Origin of the sequence: Escherichia ruysiae (assembly GCF_031323975.1) — a bacterium.
In the GTDB taxonomy this organism is placed as follows: domain Bacteria; phylum Pseudomonadota; class Gammaproteobacteria; order Enterobacterales; family Enterobacteriaceae; genus Escherichia; species Escherichia ruysiae.
Map to the genome: position 1 here is coordinate 3,421,973 of NZ_JAVIWS010000001.1, position 20,175 is coordinate 3,442,147.

Below are 20,175 nucleotides of genomic sequence, written 5' to 3' on the forward strand. Positions count from 1 at the left end.
AACCGGGTATTAGCACCACATATAAGGAGATCCTGCATGTTGTTAGAACAGGGGTGGCTGGTCGGCGCGCGCCGCGTTCCCTCACCACATTACGATTGTCGCCCGGATGACGAAACACCCACCCTGCTGGTGGTGCACAATATTAGCCTGCCGCCAGGCGAGTTTGGCGGTCCGTGGATCGACGCATTATTCACCGGAACTATTGATCCGCAGGCACATCCTTTCTTTGCTGAGATCGCCCATTTGCGCGTTTCCGCTCATTGTTTGATTCACCGTGATGGTGAAATTGTCCAGTATGTTCCTTTCGATAAACGCGCCTGGCACGCGGGAGTCTCTCAGTATCAAGGTCGCGAACGCTGTAATGATTTTTCTATTGGGATTGAGCTGGAAGGTACTGACACGCTGGCGTACACCGATGCGCAGTATCAACAGCTTGCGGCGGTTACGCGGGCGCTGATTGATCGCTATCCAGATATCGCTAAAAACATGACGGGGCATTGCGATATTGCGCCGGAGCGGAAAACCGATCCCGGTCCTGCATTTGATTGGGCACGGTTTCGTGCGCTGGTTAGCAAGGAGACAACATGACGCTATTTACAACCTTACTGGTGCTAATTTTTGAGCGCCTGTTTAAGTTGGGCGAGCACTGGCAGCTTGATCACCGTCTTGAAGCGTTCTTTCGGGGGGTGAAACATTTTTCGCTGGGGCGCACGTTAGGTATGACCATTATTGCGATGGGGGTGACTTTTTTGCTGTTGCGCGCGTTGCATGGGTTATTGTTCAACGTCCCTACGCTGCTGGTATGGCTGTTGCTTGGTTTACTGTGTATTGGCGCGGGTAAAGTGCGTCTCCATTATCATGCATATCTGACAGCCGCTTCACGTAACGATAACCATGCCCGTTCCACGATGGCTGGCGAATTAACCATGATTCACGGTGTTCCTGCAGGTTGTGATGAACGTGAGTTCTTGCGTGAGCTGCAAAATGCACTGCTGTGGATCAATTTCCGTTTTTACCTGGCGCCTCTGTTCTGGTTGATTGTAGGGGGAACCTGGGGGCCAGTTACGCTGATGGGGTATGCGTTTTTGCGAGCATGGCAATACTGGCTGGCGCGTTACCAGACGCCGCATCATCGTTTACAGTCCGGCATTGATGCCGTGCTTCATGTGCTGGATTGGGTGCCGGTTCGTCTTGCGGGTGTGGTATATGCCTTGATCGGTCACGGTGAGAAAGCATTACCTGCCTGGTTTGCTTCGCTGGGTGATTTCCATACTTCGCAATATCAGGTGTTAACGCGTCTGGCGCAGTTCTCTCTGGCGCGTGAACCGCATGTTGATAAGGTGGAGACGCCGAAAGCAGCGGTTTCAATGGCGAAGAAAACTTCGTTCGTGGTTGTGGTGGTGATTGCGCTACTGACGATTTACGGAGCGTTGGTGTAAAAGATTGTAGCCCTCACCCAGCGCGGGTGAGGGCGTAGAGAAATTAATGCGCTTTTACGGCTTTTGCGGTTTTCTCTTTAAACAGATAGCCGATGCCTAACACGAGCAGCCATACCGGGATCAGGTAAACCGAAATCGCCATTCCCGGCGTCATCAGCATAATCACCAGTACCGCCGCCATAAATAGCAGGCAGATCCAGTTACCCAGTGGATAGAGCAGGGCAGGGAAACGAGTTATCACACCTTGTTCTTGCTTAGCGCGGCGGAACTTCATATGTGCCAGGCTAATCATCGCCCAGTTGATCACCAGAGCGGAAACCACCAGCGCCATTAACAGTCCGAATGCGGACTCTGGGGCAAGGTAGTTAATCAGTACGCACAATGCCGTAACCAACGCAGAGACCAGAATGGTGTTTACCGGTACGCCGCGTTTATCGACGGAAGCGAGCATTTTCGGTGCGTTTCCTTGTTGTGCCAGACCGAAAAGCATACGGCTGTTGCAGTAGACGCAACTGTTGTAAACCGAAAGCGCCGCCGTCAACACCACGATATTCAGGGCGTTAGCTACAAAAGTATCGCCCAACTCGTGGAAGATAAGCACAAACGGACTGGTATCGGCGGTAACGCGTGTCCACGGCATCAGGGAGAGCAGAACGGCTAACGAACCAATATAGAAAATCAGGATGCGGTAGATAACCTGGTTAGTCGCTTTGGGAATACTTTGCTCCGGGTTATCTGCTTCTGCTGCGGTGATGCCCACCAGTTCCAGACCGCCGAACGAGAACATGATAATCGCCATCATCATCACCAGCCCGGTGAAGCCGTGCGGCAGGAAGCCACCTTGATCCCACAGGTTGCTAACGCTCGCCTGCGGGCCGCCGTTGCCGCTAAACAGCAGCCAGCCACCGAAGATGATCATCGCCACCACCGCGATAACTTTGATAATGGCAAACCAGAACTCCATCTCGCCAAACACTTTAACGTTGGTCAGGTTGATGGCGTTGATCACCACAAAGAATACGGCGGCCGAAGCCCAGGTGGGGATTTCCGGATACCAGAACTGAATATATTTACCCACGGCAGTAAGCTCTGCCATGGCAACTAAAACGTACAGTACCCAGTAGTTCCAGCCAGAGGCGAAACCGGCAAAGCTGCCCCAGTATTTATAAGCAAAGTGGCTGAAGGAGCCAGCGACCGGTTCTTCGACCACCATTTCACCTAACTGACGCATGATCAGAAAGGCGATAAAACCGGCAATAGCGTAACCCAGGATAATCCCTGGCCCTGCGGACTGTATTACGGAGGCGCTTCCCAGGAATAGCCCGGTTCCTATCGCGCCACCCAGCGCGATAAGCTGGATATGGCGGTTTTTAAGGCCGCGCTTTAGCTGCTCGCCGTGCTGTTGACCTTCCATCATGAAACCTCGTGCGGTGATTGTTTTTTTGATCTACGCAGTAATGCGTGTGTAAGTTTGCAATTCCGTTTGTTGTATTAATTTGTTTACATCAAAGGCGTTTGAATTGTTACAAAGGGACTTCCGTCAGATCAAGAATAATGGTATGCGGCAGCGAATGCACTCGCTTTATGCCAGGTTGAAGATGAGTTGCCTAAAAAGAAATCGTTTGTAAAGGGAAGCCCCGAAACACCCCCACCGCAATAAATGAATATAAATTCATTTTAATGGCATTAAAAATCGAAAAATTGGTAAGTGAATCGGTTCAATTCGGATTTTTATAGTTTAATAAACGTTAAAAAAACCATTGCTCACGTAAAGTCTACATTTGTGCATAGTTACAACTTTGAAACGTCATATGTGTCAAGTTGTTAAAATGTGCACAGTTTCATGATTTCAATCAAAACCTGTATGGACATGAGGTGAATACTTTGTTACTTTAGCGTCACAGACATGAAATTGGTAAGACCAATTGACTTCGGCAAGTGGCTTAAGACAGGAACTCATGGCCTACAGCAAAATCCGCCAACCAAAACTCTCCGATGTGATTGAGCAGCAACTGGAGTTTTTGATCCTCGAAGGCACACTTCGTCCGGGCGAAAAACTCCCACCGGAACGCGAACTGGCGAAACAGTTCGACGTCTCCCGTCCCTCCTTGCGTGAGGCGATTCAACGTCTCGAAGCGAAGGGCTTGTTGCTTCGTCGCCAGGGTGGCGGCACTTTTGTCCAGAGCAGCCTCTGGCAAAGTTTCAGCGATCCGCTGGTGGAGCTGCTCTCCGACCATCCTGAATCACAGTATGACTTGCTCGAAACACGACACGCCCTGGAAGGTATCGCCGCTTATTACGCCGCGCTGCGTAGTACCGATGAAGACAAGGAACGCATCCGTGAACTCCATCACGCCATAGAGCTGGCGCAGCAGTCTGGCGATCTGGACGCGGAATCAAACGCCGTACTCCAGTATCAGATTGCCGTCACCGAAGCGGCCCACAATGTGGTTTTGCTTCATCTGCTAAGGTGTATGGAGCCGATGTTGGCTCAGAATGTCCGTCAGAACTTCGAATTGCTCTATTCGCGTCGCGAGATGCTGCCGCTGGTGAGTAGTCACCGCACCCGCATATTCGAAGCGATTATGGCCGGTAAGCCGGAAGAAGCGCGCGAAGCATCACATCGCCATCTGGCCTTTATCGAAGAAATTTTGCTCGACAGAAGCCGTGAAGAGAGTCGCCGTGAGCGTTCTCTGCGCCGTCTGGAGCAACGAAAGAATTAGTGATTTTTCTGGTGAAAATTAGCCAGAAGATGTTGTAAATCAAGCGCATATAAAAGCGCGGCAACTAAACGTAGAACCTGTCTTATTGAGCTTTCCGGCGAGAGTTCAATGGGACAGGTTCCAGAAAACTCAACGTTATTAGATAGATAAGGAATAACCCATGTCAGAACGTTTCCCAAATGACGTGGATCCGATCGAAACTCGCGACTGGCTCCAGGCGATCGAATCGGTCATCCGTGAAGAAGGTGTTGAGCGTGCTCAGTATCTGATCGACCAACTGCTTGCTGAAGCCCGCAAAGGCGGAGTCAACGTAGCCGCAGGCACCGGCGTCAGCAACTACATCAACACCATCCCCGTTGAAGAACAACCGGAGTATCCGGGTAATCTGGAACTGGAACGCCGTATTCGTTCAGCTATCCGCTGGAACGCCATCATGACGGTTCTGCGTGCATCCAAAAAAGATCTGGAACTGGGCGGCCACATGGCATCCTTCCAGTCTTCCGCAACCATTTATGATGTGTGCTTTAACCACTTCTTCCGTGCACGCAACGAGCAGGATGGCGGCGACCTGGTTTACTTCCAGGGTCACATATCCCCGGGCGTTTACGCTCGTGCTTTCCTGGAAGGTCGTCTGACTCAGGAGCAGCTCGATAACTTCCGTCAGGAAGTTCACGGCAATGGCCTCTCTTCCTATCCGCACCCGAAATTGATGCCGGAATTCTGGCAGTTCCCGACCGTATCTATGGGTCTGGGTCCGATTGGTGCTATTTACCAGGCTAAATTCCTGAAATATCTGGAACACCGTGGCCTGAAAGATACCTCTAAACAGACCGTTTACGCGTTCCTCGGCGACGGTGAAATGGACGAACCGGAATCCAAAGGTGCGATTACCATCGCTACCCGTGAAAAACTGGATAACCTGGTCTTCGTTATCAACTGTAACCTGCAGCGTCTTGACGGCCCGGTAACTGGTAACGGCAAGATCATCAACGAACTGGAAGGCATCTTCGAAGGTGCTGGCTGGAACGTGATCAAAGTGATGTGGGGTAGCCGTTGGGATGAACTGCTGCGTAAAGATACCAGCGGTAAACTGATCCAGCTGATGAACGAAACCGTTGACGGCGACTACCAGACCTTCAAATCGAAAGATGGTGCGTATGTTCGTGAACACTTCTTCGGTAAATATCCGGAAACCGCAGCACTGGTTGCAGACTGGACTGACGAGCAGATCTGGGCTCTGAACCGTGGCGGTCACGATCCGAAGAAAATCTACGCTGCATTCAAGAAAGCGCAGGAAACCAAAGGCAAAGCGACTGTAATCCTTGCTCATACCATTAAAGGTTACGGCATGGGCGACGCGGCTGAAGGTAAAAACATCGCGCACCAGGTTAAGAAAATGAACATGGACGGCGTGCGTCACATCCGCGACCGTTTCAATGTGCCGGTGTCTGATGCAGATATCGAAAAACTGCCGTACATCACCTTCCCGGAAGGTTCTGAAGAGCATACCTATCTGCACGCTCAGCGTCAGAAACTGCACGGTTATCTGCCAAGCCGCCAGCCGAACTTCACCGAGAAGCTGGAGCTGCCGAGCCTGCAAGACTTCGGCGCGCTGCTGGAAGAGCAGAGCAAAGAGATCTCTACCACTATCGCTTTCGTTCGTGCCCTGAACGTGATGCTGAAGAACAAGTCGATCAAAGATCGTCTGGTACCGATCATCGCCGACGAAGCGCGTACTTTCGGTATGGAAGGTCTGTTCCGTCAGATTGGTATTTACAGCCCGAACGGTCAGCAGTACACCCCGCAGGACCGCGAGCAGGTTGCTTACTATAAAGAAGACGAGAAAGGTCAGATTCTGCAGGAAGGGATCAACGAGCTGGGCGCAGGTTGTTCCTGGCTGGCAGCGGCGACCTCTTACAGCACCAACAACCTGCCGATGATTCCGTTCTACATCTATTACTCGATGTTCGGCTTCCAGCGTATCGGCGATCTGTGCTGGGCGGCTGGCGACCAGCAAGCGCGTGGCTTCCTGATCGGCGGTACTTCCGGTCGTACCACCCTGAACGGTGAAGGTCTGCAGCACGAAGATGGTCACAGCCACATTCAGTCGCTGACTATCCCGAACTGTATCTCTTACGACCCGGCTTACGCTTACGAAGTTGCTGTCATTATGCATGACGGTCTGGAGCGTATGTACGGTGAAAAACAAGAGAACGTTTACTACTACATCACTACGCTGAACGAAAACTACCACATGCCGGCAATGCCGGAAGGTGCTGAGGAAGGTATCCGTAAAGGTATCTACAAACTCGAAACCATTGAAGGTAGCAAAGGTAAAGTTCAGCTGCTGGGCTCCGGTTCTATTCTGCGTCACGTCCGTGAAGCGGCAGAGATCCTGGCGAAAGATTACGGCGTAGGTTCTGACGTTTATAGCGTGACCTCCTTCACCGAGCTGGCGCGTGATGGTCAGGATTGTGAACGCTGGAACATGCTGCACCCGCTGGAAACACCGCGCGTTCCGTATATCGCTCAGGTGATGAATGACGCTCCGGCAGTGGCATCTACCGACTATATGAAACTGTTCGCTGAGCAGGTCCGTACTTACGTACCGGCTGACGACTATCGCGTACTGGGTACTGATGGCTTCGGTCGTTCCGACAGCCGTGAGAACCTGCGTCACCACTTCGAAGTTGATGCTTCCTACGTAGTGGTTGCGGCGCTGGGCGAACTGGCTAAACGTGGCGAAATCGATAAGAAAGTGGTTGCTGACGCAATCGCCAAATTCAACATCGATGCAGAAAAAGTTAACCCGCGTCTGGCGTAAGAGGTAAAAGAATAATGGCTATCGAAATCAAAGTACCGGACATCGGGGCTGATGAAGTTGAAATCACCGAGATCCTGGTCAAAGTGGGCGACAAAGTTGAAGCCGAACAGTCGCTGATCACCGTAGAAGGCGACAAAGCCTCTATGGAAGTACCGTCTCCGCAGGCGGGTATCGTTAAAGAGATCAAAGTCTCTGTTGGCGACAAAACCCAGACCGGCGCACTGATTATGATTTTCGATTCCGCCGACGGTGCAGCTGACGCTGCACCTGCTCAGGCAGAAGAGAAGAAAGAAGCCGCTCCGGCAGCAGCACCAGCGGCAGCGGCGGCAAAAGACGTTAACGTTCCGGATATCGGCAGCGACGAAGTCGAAGTGACCGAAATCCTGGTGAAAGTGGGCGATAAAGTTGAAGCTGAACAGTCGCTTATCACCGTAGAAGGCGACAAGGCTTCTATGGAAGTTCCGGCGCCGTTTGCAGGCACCGTGAAAGAGATCAAAGTGAACGTTGGCGACAAAGTGTCTACCGGCTCGCTGATTATGATCTTCGAAGTTGCGGGTGAAGCAGGTGCGGCAGCTCCGGCTCCGGCGGCTAAACAGGAAGCAGCTCCGGCAGCAGCACCTGCGCCAGCGGCTGGCGTGAAAGAAGTTAACGTTCCGGATATCGGCGGTGACGAAGTTGAAGTGACCGAAGTGATGGTGAAAGTGGGCGACAAAGTTGCCGCTGAACAGTCACTGATCACCGTAGAAGGCGACAAAGCCTCTATGGAAGTTCCGGCTCCGTTCGCGGGCGTCGTGAAGGAACTGAAAGTCAACGTTGGCGATAAAGTGAAAACTGGCTCGCTGATTATGATCTTCGAAGTTGAAGGCGCAGCGCCTGCGGCAGCTCCGGCGAAACAGGAAGCGGCAGCGCCGGCTCCGGCAGCAAAAGCTGAAGCCCCGGCAGCAGCACCGGCTGCGAAAGCGGAAGGCAAATCTGAATTTGCTGAAAATGACGCTTACGTTCACGCGACTCCGCTGATCCGCCGTCTGGCACGCGAGTTTGGCGTTAACCTGGCGAAAGTGAAGGGCACTGGCCGTAAAGGTCGTATCCTGCGCGAAGACGTTCAGGCTTACGTGAAAGAAGCTATCAAACGTGCAGAAGCAGCTCCGGCGGCGACTGGCGGTGGTATCCCTGGCATGTTGCCGTGGCCGAAGGTGGACTTCAGCAAGTTTGGTGAAATCGAAGAAGTGGAACTGGGCCGTATCCAGAAAATCTCTGGTGCTAACCTGAGCCGTAACTGGGTGATGATCCCGCATGTTACCCACTTCGACAAAACCGATATCACCGAGCTGGAAGCGTTCCGTAAACAGCAGAACGAAGAAGCAGCGAAACGTAAGCTGGATGTGAAGATAACCCCAGTTGTCTTCATCATGAAAGCCGTTGCTGCGGCACTTGAGCAGATGCCTCGCTTCAACAGTTCGCTGTCGGAGGACGGTCAGCGTCTGACCCTGAAGAAATACATCAACATCGGTGTGGCGGTGGATACCCCGAACGGTCTGGTTGTTCCGGTATTCAAAGACGTCAACAAGAAAGGCATCATCGAGCTGTCTCGCGAGCTGATGACTATTTCTAAGAAAGCGCGTGACGGTAAGCTGACTGCGGGCGAAATGCAGGGCGGTTGCTTCACCATCTCCAGCATCGGCGGCCTGGGTACTACCCACTTCGCGCCGATTGTGAACGCGCCGGAAGTGGCTATCCTCGGCGTTTCTAAGTCCGCGATGGAGCCGGTGTGGAATGGTAAAGAGTTCGTGCCGCGTCTGATGCTGCCGATCTCTCTCTCCTTCGACCACCGCGTGATCGACGGTGCTGATGGTGCCCGTTTCATTACCATCATTAACAACACGCTGTCTGACATTCGCCGTCTGGTGATGTAAATAAAAGAGCCGGCCCATCGGCCGGCTTTTTTCTGGTAATCTCATGAATATATTGAGATTATTAGCGAATAGACAAATCGGTTGCCGTTTGTTGTTTAAAAATTGTTAACAATTTTGTAAAATACCGACGGATAGAACGACCCGGTGGTGGTTAGGGTATTACTTCACATACCCTATGGATTTCTGGGTGCAGCAAGGTAGCAAGCGCCAGAATCCCCTGGAGCTTACATAAGTAAGTGACTGGGGTGAGGGCGTGAAGCTAACGCCGCTGCGGCCTGAAAGACGACGGGTATGACCGCCGGAGATAAATAAATAGAGGTCATGATGAGTACTGAAATCAAAACTCAGGTCGTGGTACTTGGGGCAGGCCCCGCAGGTTATTCTGCTGCCTTCCGTTGCGCTGATTTAGGTCTGGAAACCGTAATCGTAGAACGCTACAACACCCTCGGCGGTGTTTGCCTGAACGTCGGCTGTATCCCTTCTAAAGCACTGCTGCACGTAGCGAAAGTTATCGAAGAAGCCAAAGCTCTGGCTGAACACGGTATCGTCTTCGGTGAACCGAAAACCGATATCGACAAGATTCGTACCTGGAAAGAGAAAGTGATCAATCAGCTGACCGGTGGGCTGGCTGGTATGGCGAAAGGCCGCAAAGTCAAAGTGGTCAACGGTCTGGGTAAATTCACCGGGGCGAACACCCTGGAAGTTGAAGGTGAGAACGGTAAAACCGTGATCAACTTCGATAACGCGATCATCGCAGCGGGTTCTCGCCCGATCCAACTGCCGTTTATTCCGCATGAAGATCCGCGTATCTGGGACTCCACTGACGCGCTGGAACTGAAAGAAGTACCAGAACGTCTGCTGGTTATGGGTGGTGGTATCATCGGTCTGGAAATGGGAACCGTATACCACGCGCTGGGTTCACAGATTGACGTGGTTGAAATGTTCGACCAGGTTATCCCTGCGGCTGACAAAGACATCGTTAAAGTCTTCACCAAGCGTATCAGCAAGAAATTCAACCTGATGCTGGAAACCAAAGTTACTGCCGTTGAAGCGAAAGAAGACGGTATTTATGTGACGATGGAAGGCAAAAAAGCACCGGCTGAACCGCAGCGTTACGATGCCGTGCTGGTAGCGATTGGTCGTGTGCCGAACGGTAAAAACCTCGACGCAGGTAAAGCAGGCGTGGAAGTGGACGACCGTGGCTTCATCCGCGTTGATAAACAACTGCGTACTAACGTACCGCACATCTTTGCTATCGGCGATATCGTCGGTCAGCCGATGCTGGCACACAAAGGTGTTCACGAAGGTCACGTTGCTGCTGAAGTTATCGCAGGTAAGAAACACTACTTCGATCCGAAAGTTATCCCGTCCATCGCTTATACCGAACCAGAAGTTGCATGGGTAGGTCTGACTGAGAAAGAAGCGAAAGAGAAAGGCATCAGCTACGAAACCGCCACCTTCCCGTGGGCTGCTTCTGGTCGTGCTATCGCTTCCGACTGCGCAGACGGTATGACCAAACTGATTTTCGACAAAGAATCTCACCGTGTGATCGGTGGTGCAATTGTCGGTACTAACGGCGGTGAGCTGCTGGGTGAAATCGGTCTGGCAATCGAAATGGGTTGTGACGCGGAAGACATCGCGCTGACCATCCACGCGCACCCGACTCTGCATGAGTCTGTGGGTCTGGCGGCAGAAATATTCGAAGGTAGCATCACTGACCTGCCGAACCCGAAAGCGAAGAAGAAGTAATTCTTCGTGTGCCGGAACATCCGGCAAATTAAGAAGCGGCTATTCTGGCCGCTTCAGATTGTTGACAAAGTGCTCGTTGTTGATGCCGGATGCGGCGTAAACGCCTTATCTGGCCTACAAAATCATGCAAATTCAATATATTGCAGGTGTCGTGTAGGCCCGATAAACTTGCGCATCGGGCGATTCGATGTTTGTCATCAGTCTTAAGCGGCTAACAACGCCGCTTTTTTTACGCCTGCAATTTATCTTTCCAGTCTTCTTGCTCCACGCTCAGACAACCGTTCACGTACCGCAGACCGTTGCTCGTTATTCAGCCTGGCAGTACGGTTACTGTCGTTTAGACGTTGCGGGCGGTTCTCCTGAACTTTCTCCCGAAAAACCTGACGTTGTTCAGGAGATGCCGATTGAATACGCTGGCGGGCGTTATCACGTTGCTGTTGGTTGAGTGGGTGCTGCTCTGGTGATGCGGACTGAATACGCTCACGCGCTGCATCTCTTCGCTGCTGGTTCTTCGGGTTAGTCTGCATTTTCTCGCGGACTGCCTGGCGCTGCTCAGGTGAAGCGGACTGAATACGCTGACGCGCTGCATCTCTTCGCTGCTGGTTCTGCGGGTTAGTTTGCATTCTCTCACGGAACGCCTGGCGCTGTTCAGGTGAGGCCGACTGATAACGCTGACGAGCGGCATCCTTTTGCTGCTGGGTCAGTGGTTGGCGACGGCTGAACTCGCGAAAATCTTCATAATTGCCATCGTGTTCCGCTTCATTAAACCGTTGTGCCGCAGCCTGACGTTGCGTATCTCGCGTAATGGCTGGTGCGGCGTGTGTTCGTTGCTGAAACTGGCTTGCCGCCGCCTGACGCTGACTGTCGCGCGACGGTGCAGGAAGCGGCGTGGCGCTCATGCCGCCACTGACATCGGTTTGATGAAACCGCTTTGCCATATCCTGATCATGATAAGGCAAACCATTACGGTAGTTTGGATTGTGCCGCCATGCCATATTCTTATCAGTAAGATGCTCACCGGTGATGCGGTTGAAATTGTTGACGTCAATATTGATGTTGTCACCGTTGTGTTGCCAGCCGTTGCCGTCACGATGACCGCCATCGTGGTGATGATAATCATCATCGTCATGATGATGGTCATGATCGTCGTCATCCCAGTCGATGCTGCTGAATAACGCGTATGTAGTAGCAACGCCCATGCTGTAGCCGAAACCGCGCACAAAGCTGTCAACAAACGGCTCTCCGGCTGGCGGCGGCAGGTAAACCGGCGGATACGCGGAATTGGCCCAGTTCCCGTAAACCACGGTTGGGTTATAGTTGGGAATATAAACCACATCCGGATTGGTTGGCTCAATGGTTATTACGGTTGGCGCAGGTTCTGTAATGACGGGGCTGGCTGTTGAAACGGTATTGGATTGTATGGCGGAAGGCGCGACAGCCGGTTTTACCGGTACAGCTTTCTTCGTTGTCGTAATGACTTTCTGTTCGGTTGATGACTTCAGCGACCCGGTTTGTTGCGCCAGTTGACGCAAACGCTGTACCGAGTCCATCACGTCCTGCGGCTGTGCCAGAAACGCATCGCCCAGGTTTTGCACCCATTGCGGGTTTTCGCCCATCAATGCCATCAACTGTGGAAACGCCACCAGTGATTTGACGCTGGCATCCCACGGCTGGTCAGCTACTGCCTGAATAGCAGCGTCACCTTGTTTAAGTGGATTATCGTGCGACCATTGCACTGCTTGCGCAACGTTTGCCGGATAGGTTGATGCCATTAACACTTGTGAAAGCAGAGAATCGGGGTACAGTGCGACAGGCGCGACCCATTGATCAATTTGCGCAGTACTGAAGGTAGATTTGACGACGGCAGGTACTACTGGCGGCGCGGAAACCGTTGCTGGAAGCGTAGCTGTAGTGACAACAGGCACAGTTTGCGCTTCTACAGGCGTTTCCACAGTGCGGCTTTTTACATACAAAGCACCGGAAGCGGCACAAAGCCCGGCACTGCAAATTAGCGCCAGCACATGGGGTTTAAACGGCAAAGTCATTTTCATAATTCGGATCTCAAGGAAATCGCAATGGTCGGCGAACTGCCACCCGCAGGTGCTGTGAATCCGAGTATAAAGAGGCGGTAGTTTAAATTTTGACTAATCTTGGGATTCGTTGATAAAGGTGATTATCACTCTGCGAATTAACGAAGTTTTTACGAAGGGAAACAATCTCTAGACCATCCTTAACGATTCAGCCACTTTTTTATGTTGCTTTTTTGTAAACAGATTAACACATCGTCAAAATCCTGCTATTCTGCCCGTTGCGGTACTGGGCATTTACCCTACAAACTGCTGTCTCACAGGAGCGTGAAGAGAATCGCCTGCCGCACTATGACAATGAGAGCGAGGAGAACCGTCGTGCTAGAAGAATACCGTAAGCACGTAGCTGAGCGTGCCGCTGAGGGGATTGCGCCCAAGCCCCTGGATGCAAACCAAATGGCCGCGCTCGTAGAGCTGCTGAAAAACCCGCCTGCGGGCGAAGAAGAATTCCTGTTAGATCTGTTAACCAACCGTGTTCCCCCTGGCGTCGATGAAGCCGCCTATGTAAAAGCTGGTTTCCTTGCTGCTATCGCGAAAGGCGAAGCCAAATCCCCACTGTTGACTCCAGAAAAAGCCATTGAACTGCTGGGCACCATGCAGGGTGGTTACAACATTCATCCGCTGATCGATGCGCTGGACGATGCCAAACTGGCGCCAATTGCCGCCAAAGCACTGTCTCATACGCTGCTGATGTTCGATAACTTCTATGACGTAGAAGAGAAAGCCAAAGCCGGCAACAAATATGCGAAGCAGGTTATGCAGTCCTGGGCAGATGCCGAATGGTTCCTGAATCGCCCGGCGCTGGCTGAAAAACTGACCGTTACCGTCTTCAAAGTGACCGGTGAAACCAACACCGATGACCTCTCTCCGGCACCGGATGCATGGTCGCGTCCGGATATCCCACTGCACGCCCTGGCGATGTTGAAAAACGCCCGTGAAGGCATCGAGCCAGACCAGCCAGGCGTTGTTGGACCGATCAAACAGATCGAAGCTCTGCAACAAAAAGGTTTCCCGCTGGCCTACGTGGGTGACGTTGTAGGGACTGGTTCTTCGCGTAAATCCGCCACTAACTCCGTACTGTGGTTTATGGGCGATGATATTCCACATGTGCCGAACAAACGCGGCGGTGGTTTGTGCCTCGGCGGTAAAATTGCACCAATCTTCTTTAACACGATGGAAGATGCCGGTGCGTTGCCAATTGAAGTGGACGTTTCCAGCCTGAACATGGGCGACGTGATTGACGTTTATCCGTACAAAGGTGAAGTGCGTAACCACGAAACCAACGAACTGCTGGCGACCTTCGAACTGAAAACCGACGTGCTGATTGATGAAGTGCGTGCTGGCGGCCGTATTCCGCTGATTATCGGTCGTGGCCTGACCACCAAAGCGCGTGAAGCACTTGGCCTGCCGCACAGCGATGTTTTCCGTCAGGCGAAAGATGTCGCTGAGAGCGATCGCGGCTTCTCGCTGGCGCAGAAAATGGTGGGGCGTGCCTGTGGCGTTAAAGGCATTCGTCCGGGCGCTTACTGTGAGCCGAAAATGACTTCGGTCGGTTCTCAGGACACCACCGGCCCAATGACTCGTGATGAACTGAAAGACCTGGCGTGCCTGGGCTTCTCGGCTGACCTGGTGATGCAGTCTTTCTGTCACACTGCGGCTTATCCGAAGCCGGTTGACGTTAACACACACCACACGCTGCCGGACTTCATTATGAACCGTGGCGGTGTGTCGCTGCGTCCGGGTGACGGCGTAATCCACTCCTGGCTGAACCGTATGCTGCTTCCGGATACCGTCGGTACTGGCGGTGACTCCCATACCCGTTTCCCGATCGGTATCTCTTTCCCGGCGGGTTCTGGTCTGGTGGCATTTGCTGCCGCAACTGGCGTCATGCCGCTGGACATGCCGGAATCTGTTCTGGTGCGCTTCAAAGGCAAGATGCAGCCGGGAATCACCCTGCGCGATCTGGTACACGCCATTCCGCTGTATGCGATCAAACAAGGTCTGCTGACCGTTGAGAAGAAAGGCAAGAAAAACATCTTCTCTGGTCGCATCCTGGAAATTGAAGGTCTGCCGGATCTGAAAGTTGAGCAGGCATTTGAACTGACCGATGCGTCTGCCGAGCGTTCTGCTGCCGGTTGTACCATCAAGCTGAACAAAGAACCGATCATCGAATACCTGAACTCCAACATCGTCCTGCTGAAGTGGATGATCGCGGAAGGTTACGGCGATCGTCGTACCCTGGAACGTCGTATTCAGGGCATGGAAAAATGGCTGGCGAATCCTGAGCTGCTGGAAGCCGATGCGGATGCGGAATATGCAGCGGTGATTGACATCGATCTGGCTGATATCAAAGAACCTATCCTCTGTGCACCGAACGACCCGGATGACGCACGTCCGCTGTCTGCGGTACAGGGCGAGAAGATCGACGAAGTGTTTATCGGTTCTTGCATGACTAACATCGGTCACTTCCGTGCCGCTGGTAAACTGCTGGATGCGCATAAAGGCCAGCTGCCGACCCGCCTGTGGGTGGCACCGCCAACCCGTATGGACGCCGCGCAGTTGACCGAAGAAGGCTACTACAGCGTCTTCGGTAAGAGCGGTGCGCGTATCGAGATACCTGGCTGTTCCCTGTGTATGGGTAACCAGGCGCGTGTGGCAGACGGTGCGACGGTGGTTTCCACCTCTACCCGTAACTTCCCGAACCGTCTGGGTACTGGCGCGAACGTCTTCCTGGCTTCTGCGGAACTGGCGGCTGTCGCGGCACTTCTTGGCAAACTGCCAACGCCGGAAGAGTACCAGACCTATGTTGCGCAGGTAGATAAAACAGCCGTTGATACTTACCGTTATCTGAACTTCAACCAGCTTTCTCAGTACACCGAAAAAGCGGACGGGGTGATTTTCCAGACTGCGGTTTAATAAGTAAGCGCACGCGCTGCGCATAAACAACACAATGCCCGGTGAATGAGATTCCCGGGCATTTTTTATTTCTAAACCATCGCCGTTCCGCTGTTTTTCTCCGGTAAGGCTGCGATAATTACATCAATGGCGCAATGCGATTTCGGCGCATTGCCGGGAGCAGAGGAACACACTATGGATTACGAATTTCTGCGCGATATTACCGGAGTGGTAAAGGTGCGTATGTCCATGGGGCATGAAGTGGTCGGGCACTGGTTTAATGAAGAGGTGAAAGAAAACCTGGCCTTGCTTGATGAAGTGGAAGACGCCGCGCGCACGCTCAAAGGTAGCGAACGTTCCTGGCAGCGGGCAGGGCATGAGTACACGCTATGGATGGACGGCGAAGAGGTGATGATTCGCGCCAATCAACTGGAATTTGCTGGCGATGAAATGGAAGAGGGGATGAACTACTACGACGAAGAAAGCCTGTCGCTGTGCGGCGTTGAGGATTTTCTTCAGGTGGTGGCGGCGTACCGTAAATTCGTACAGCAGAAGTAAATAAAGCAGGCGGAGCCTCTGTGCTCCGCCTGAGCCGTTAAACAGCTGGCATATTGCGCCCGTAATAAATCTCGCGCATCTCTTTCCACAGCGCAGCGGTAATTTCTTTGCGCTCGCTGTCGGTTAAATCTTCCGGTTTGGTGTGGAACATGTAGTGCTTAAGGTCGAACTCTTTAAGCAACATCTTGGTATGGAAGATATTTTCCTGATAGACGTTTACATCCACCATGTCATACAGCGCCTTCATATCCTCGGACATAAAGTTCTGAATCGAATTAATCTCATGGTCGATAAAGTGCTTCATACCGTTGATGTCACGCGTAAAGCCACGCACGCGATAATCAATGGTTACGATATCGGACTCAAGCTGATGGATCAGGTAATTCAGCGCCTTCAGCGGGGAAATCACGCCGCAGGTGGAGACTTCTATGTCGGCGCGGAAGGTACATAAACCGCCTTCAGGATGGCTTTCCGGGTAGGTATGTACGCAAATATGACTTTTATCGAGATGGGCAACCACGGCTTCTGGCAGCGGGCCGGGGTGTTCTGTTTTGTCGATAAGTTTCGGATCAACCGGCTCTTCGCTCACCAGAATAGTGACGCTGGCACCCTGTGGTTCGTAATCCTGGCGGGCGATGTTAAGAATATTGGCTCCGATAATGGAACAGGTTTCTGACAGGATTTCGGTCAGACGATTGGCATTATAGAGTTCATCGATATAAGCAATATAACCGTCGCGCTCTTCGGCAGTTTTGGCGTAGCAGATATCGTAAATACAAAAACTCAGACTTTTGGTCAGATTATTAAAGCCATGTAGTTTCAGTTTTTTCAATTTCTTATCTTCTCCTTAGGACGGCTGTGAAGCCAGTGCGTCTTGCAGATACTGAGGTAAGGCAAAAGCTGCTGTATGGACTGCCGGATTGTAATAACGGCATTTCAGGCCAGAGGCGAGAAAACGCGCCTGAATAATTTCGGTTGAGAGATGGCGTAAGGCGTCGTTATCTGTCGCCCATGCAAAAGTCATGATACCGCCGTAATAGGTCGGGATCGCCGCCTGATAAAAGCCAACGTCGCTGAAGTAATGGCTGAGTTTGCGATGGCTGTCGATGGCCTCTTCCTGCTGTAAAAAGCAGACACCGTTCTGCGCGACGAAAATACCGCCAGGATTCAGGCAACGTTTGCAACCTTCATAAAATGCTGAGGTAAACAGGCTTTCGCCGGGACCGATAGGATCGGTGCAGTCGGAGATAATTACGTCGAAGGTCTGGCTGGTTTGATTAACGAAATTGACACCATCATCGATCACCAGTTTAAAGCGTAGATCATCGTAGCTACCGGCATTATGGTTGGGCAGATACTGACGGCAGAACGACACGACACCCGCATCGATTTCCACCATCGTGATTGACTCAACGTTTTTATGTCGGGTCACTTCACGCAGCATGGCACCGTCGCCGCCGCCGATGATCAGCACATGTTTCGCGTGACCGTGAGCCAGTAGAGGAACGTGGGTCATCATCTCATGATAGATAAACTCGTCGCGCTCGGTGGTTTGTACTACGCCATCCAGCGCCATTACGCGACCAAATGCAGCGTTCTCAAAAATGATCAGATCCTGGTGATCGGTCTTTTCATGATACAGAACGTTATCTACCGCAAAGTACTGCCCAAACTGGTCGTGTAGCGTTTCATGCCACCGTTTTTTTTCGGCCATGGGTTGATACCTCCTTTGTTAACACCCGTAAAAAAAGGGCGCAACATAATAGCTAACATTGACCGCAGATGCACGGTCAATATTTCTACAAAAAGGTATCAGGGATTATTTGACGTAGGCAAGCAGGCTTAAGGAATCGCGAGCCAGGGCTTTGCACTTTTTAGCGACGGGAATGCCAATACCGCTGAGATCGCGATAGCTATCTTCACCGAGAGATTTCATATCGAAGGTGTCGTAATTGCTGAGATCCCACTGGTTTTGCTGGGCGAAAAAGACCAGTGCGCGACGAATTTGCCCGTTAGGTAAGTTCTGGTAACCGCAATCGTTCTTCAGAAAAACAAACACTGCCGTTAAATCGGCCATATCTTCGGCTTCAGACTCGCTGAGCGCGTAACTGTTTGCGCATACAGCCATCAGGCTGCCGAATAATACTGTTCTGAAAAACGTCTTCATTGCTTCTACCAGGACTTAAAGATGATAAACGTTAGCACACTGCGAGCGAGGCGACGACCATTATTGTGGATTAAATTGTGTCTGTGGCTTGACCTTCCTGTAAGGGGAAGGACTATGCTCAACGTTTGATTTTGTTTCGCCTGCTTAAGAATAAGGAAATAACTATGCAACGTCGTGATTTCTTAAAATATTCCGTCGCGCTGGGCGTGGCTTCGGCTTTGCCACTGTGGAGCCGCGCAGTATTTGCGGCGGATCGTCCAACGTTACCGATCCCTGATTTGCTCACGACCGATGCCCGTAATCGTATTCAGTTAACTATTGGTGAAGGCCAGTCCAGCTTTGCCGGGAAAACGGCGACCACCTGGGGTTACAACGGCAATCTGCTGGGGCCGGCGGTGAAATTACAGCGCGGCAAAGCGGTAACGGTTGATATCTATAACCAACTGGCGGAAGAGACGACGTTGCACTGGCACGGGCTGGAAGTGCCGGGTGAAGTGGACGGCGGCCCGCAGGGGATTATTCCGCCTGGCGGTAAACGCACGGTGACGCTGAACGTTGATCAACCTGCCGCCACTTGCTGGTTCCATCCGCATCAACACGGCAAAACCGGGCGTCAGGTGGCGATGGGGCTGGCAGGACTGGTAGTGATTGAAGATGACGAGATCCTGAAATTAATGCTGCCGAAACAGTGGGGTATCGATGATGTCCCGGTGATCGTTCAGGATAAAAAATTTAACGCCGACGGGCAGATTGATTATCAACTGGATGTGATGACTGCCGCCGTGGGCTGGTTTGGCGATACGCTGCTGACCAACGGCGCTATTTACCCGCAACACGCTGCACCGCGTGGCTGGCTGCGCCTGCGTTTGCTTAATGGCTGTAATGCCCGCTCGCTCAATTTCGCCACCAGCGACAATCGCCCGCTGTATGTGATTGCCAGCGATGGTGGTCTGCTGCCTGAACCGGTGAAGGTGAGCGAACTGCCGGTGCTGATGGGCGAGCGTTTTGAAGTGCTGGTGGAGGTTAACGACAACAAACCGTTTGATCTGGTGACGCTACCGGTCAGCCAGATGGGAATGGCGATTGCGCCGTTTGATAAGCCGCATCCGGTAATGCGTATTCAGCCGATTGCCATTAGTGCTTCAGGTGCCTTACCTGACACATTAAGTAGCCTGCCTGCTTTACCTTCGCTGGACGGATTAACGGTACGCAATCTGCAACTCTCTATGGATCCGATGCTCGATATGATGGGGATGCAGATGCTGATGGAGAAATATGGCGATCAGGCGATGGCCGGGATGGATCACAGCCAGATGATGGGGCATATGGGGCACGGTAATATGAATCATATGAGCCACGGCGGGAAGTTCGATTTCCACCATGCCAATAAAATCAACGGTCAGGCGTTTGATATGAACAAGCCGATGTTTGCGGCGGCGAAAGGACAGTACGAACGTTGGGTTATTTCTGGCGTGGGTGACATGATGCTGCATCCGTTCCATATCCACGGTACGCAGTTCCGTATCTTGTCAGAAAATGGCAAACCGCCAGCGACGCATCGCGCAGGCTGGAAAGATACCGTTAAAGTAGAAGGCAATGTCAGTGAAGTGCTGGTGAAGTTTAATCACGACGCACCGAAAGAACATGCTTATATGGCGCACTGCCATCTGCTGGAGCATGAAGATACGGGGATGATGTTAGGGTTTACGGTGTAAAAATACGTATTCGGAAATATGCCCGGATCTCTCCGGGCTTTAAATTGATGACAAACGCAAAATTGCCTGATGCGCTACACTTATCAGGCCTACGCACCATACGAT

14 protein-coding genes are annotated in these 20,175 nt (G+C 52.1%); 9 read left to right on the top strand and 5 right to left on the bottom strand.

The annotated features are described in order from the left end of the window. Positions 1-36: 36 nt before the first annotated feature. Both ampD and ampE read left to right on the top strand, forming a co-directional pair. On the top strand, positions 37-588 hold the full coding sequence (gene ampD, locus RGV86_RS16540; RefSeq protein WP_137598367.1) for a 1,6-anhydro-N-acetylmuramyl-L-alanine amidase AmpD: 552 nt from the start codon (positions 37-39) through the stop codon (positions 586-588). Next, the gene (gene ampE / locus RGV86_RS16545; protein WP_000171976.1) at positions 585-1,439 is read left to right on the top strand and encodes a beta-lactamase regulator AmpE; all 855 of its coding nucleotides are present in this window, start codon (positions 585-587) and stop codon (positions 1,437-1,439) included. The genes ampD and ampE overlap by 4 nt, the downstream gene beginning before the upstream one ends. 43 nt (positions 1,440-1,482) lie before the next feature. Here ampE and aroP read toward each other — a convergent pair whose 3' ends face one another. Beyond that, a complete protein-coding gene (gene aroP / locus RGV86_RS16550; protein ID WP_000969909.1) occupies positions 1,483-2,856 on the bottom strand; it encodes an aromatic amino acid transporter AroP in 1,374 nt (457 codons plus the stop codon). Positions 2,857-3,397: 541 nt separating this feature from the next. Between aroP and pdhR the strand changes: the two genes are divergently transcribed. The 4 genes from pdhR to lpdA all read left to right on the top strand — a co-directional run bounded on the left by pdhR (position 3,398) and on the right by lpdA (position 10,648). Beyond that, positions 3,398-4,162, top strand: a complete 765-nt coding sequence (gene pdhR, locus RGV86_RS16555; protein ID WP_000331776.1) for a pyruvate dehydrogenase complex transcriptional repressor PdhR — start codon at positions 3,398-3,400, stop codon at positions 4,160-4,162. A gap of 160 nt (positions 4,163-4,322) precedes the next feature. Then, complete coding sequence (gene aceE / locus RGV86_RS16560) at positions 4,323-6,986, top strand: pyruvate dehydrogenase (acetyl-transferring), homodimeric type (protein WP_000003834.1); 2,664 nt, start codon at positions 4,323-4,325, stop codon at positions 6,984-6,986. A 14-nt stretch (positions 6,987-7,000) separates the two neighbouring features. Beyond that, entirely contained in the window at positions 7,001-8,899 is a 1,899-nt protein-coding gene (gene aceF, locus RGV86_RS16565; protein ID WP_016159377.1) for a pyruvate dehydrogenase complex dihydrolipoyllysine-residue acetyltransferase, read from the top strand. 324 nt (positions 8,900-9,223) lie between these two features. Next, the gene (gene lpdA / locus RGV86_RS16570; protein ID WP_000102484.1) at positions 9,224-10,648 is read left to right on the top strand and encodes a dihydrolipoyl dehydrogenase; all 1,425 of its coding nucleotides are present in this window, start codon (positions 9,224-9,226) and stop codon (positions 10,646-10,648) included. 242 nt (positions 10,649-10,890) lie between these two features. Here lpdA and RGV86_RS16575 read toward each other — a convergent pair whose 3' ends face one another. Further along, positions 10,891-12,699 (bottom strand): DUF3300 domain-containing protein, encoded by a 1,809-nt coding sequence (locus RGV86_RS16575; RefSeq protein ID WP_085460327.1) that lies wholly within the window; start codon positions 12,697-12,699, stop codon positions 10,891-10,893. 354 nt (positions 12,700-13,053) lie between these two features. On the opposite strand from RGV86_RS16575, the gene acnB reads away from it, so the two are divergent. Together acnB and yacL are read left to right on the top strand one after the other, a co-directional pair. After that, positions 13,054-15,651 carry a bifunctional aconitate hydratase 2/2-methylisocitrate dehydratase gene (gene acnB / locus RGV86_RS16580; protein ID WP_085460328.1) on the top strand — a complete coding sequence of 866 codons (2,598 nt, stop codon included), beginning with the start codon at positions 13,054-13,056 and terminating at the stop codon, positions 15,649-15,651. 174 nt (positions 15,652-15,825) lie between these two features. Then, entirely contained in the window at positions 15,826-16,188 is a 363-nt protein-coding gene (yacL, locus tag RGV86_RS16585) for a protein YacL (RefSeq protein WP_010345363.1), read from the top strand. Positions 16,189-16,225: 37 nt separating this feature from the next. Here yacL and speD read toward each other — a convergent pair whose 3' ends face one another. The 3 genes from speD to RGV86_RS16600 form a co-directional block, all read right to left on the bottom strand. After that, the gene (gene speD, locus RGV86_RS16590) at positions 16,226-17,020 is read right to left on the bottom strand and encodes an adenosylmethionine decarboxylase (RefSeq protein ID WP_000734284.1); all 795 of its coding nucleotides are present in this window, start codon (positions 17,018-17,020) and stop codon (positions 16,226-16,228) included. Between the two features lie 15 nt (positions 17,021-17,035). Beyond that, positions 17,036-17,902, bottom strand: coding sequence for a polyamine aminopropyltransferase (gene speE / locus RGV86_RS16595; RefSeq protein WP_085460329.1), 867 nt, complete (start codon positions 17,900-17,902; stop codon positions 17,036-17,038). Positions 17,903-18,007: 105 nt separating this feature from the next. After that, positions 18,008-18,355: a YacC family pilotin-like protein gene (locus RGV86_RS16600; RefSeq protein WP_000846617.1), complete on the bottom strand. Its 348-nt coding sequence runs from the start codon at positions 18,353-18,355 to the stop codon at positions 18,008-18,010. A gap of 164 nt (positions 18,356-18,519) precedes the next feature. Here RGV86_RS16600 and cueO point away from each other — a divergent pair, with 164 nt between their 5' ends. Beyond that, entirely contained in the window at positions 18,520-20,070 is a 1,551-nt protein-coding gene (gene cueO / locus RGV86_RS16605) for a multicopper oxidase CueO (RefSeq protein ID WP_032224445.1), read from the top strand. The last annotated feature ends 105 nt before the right edge of the window (positions 20,071-20,175 follow it).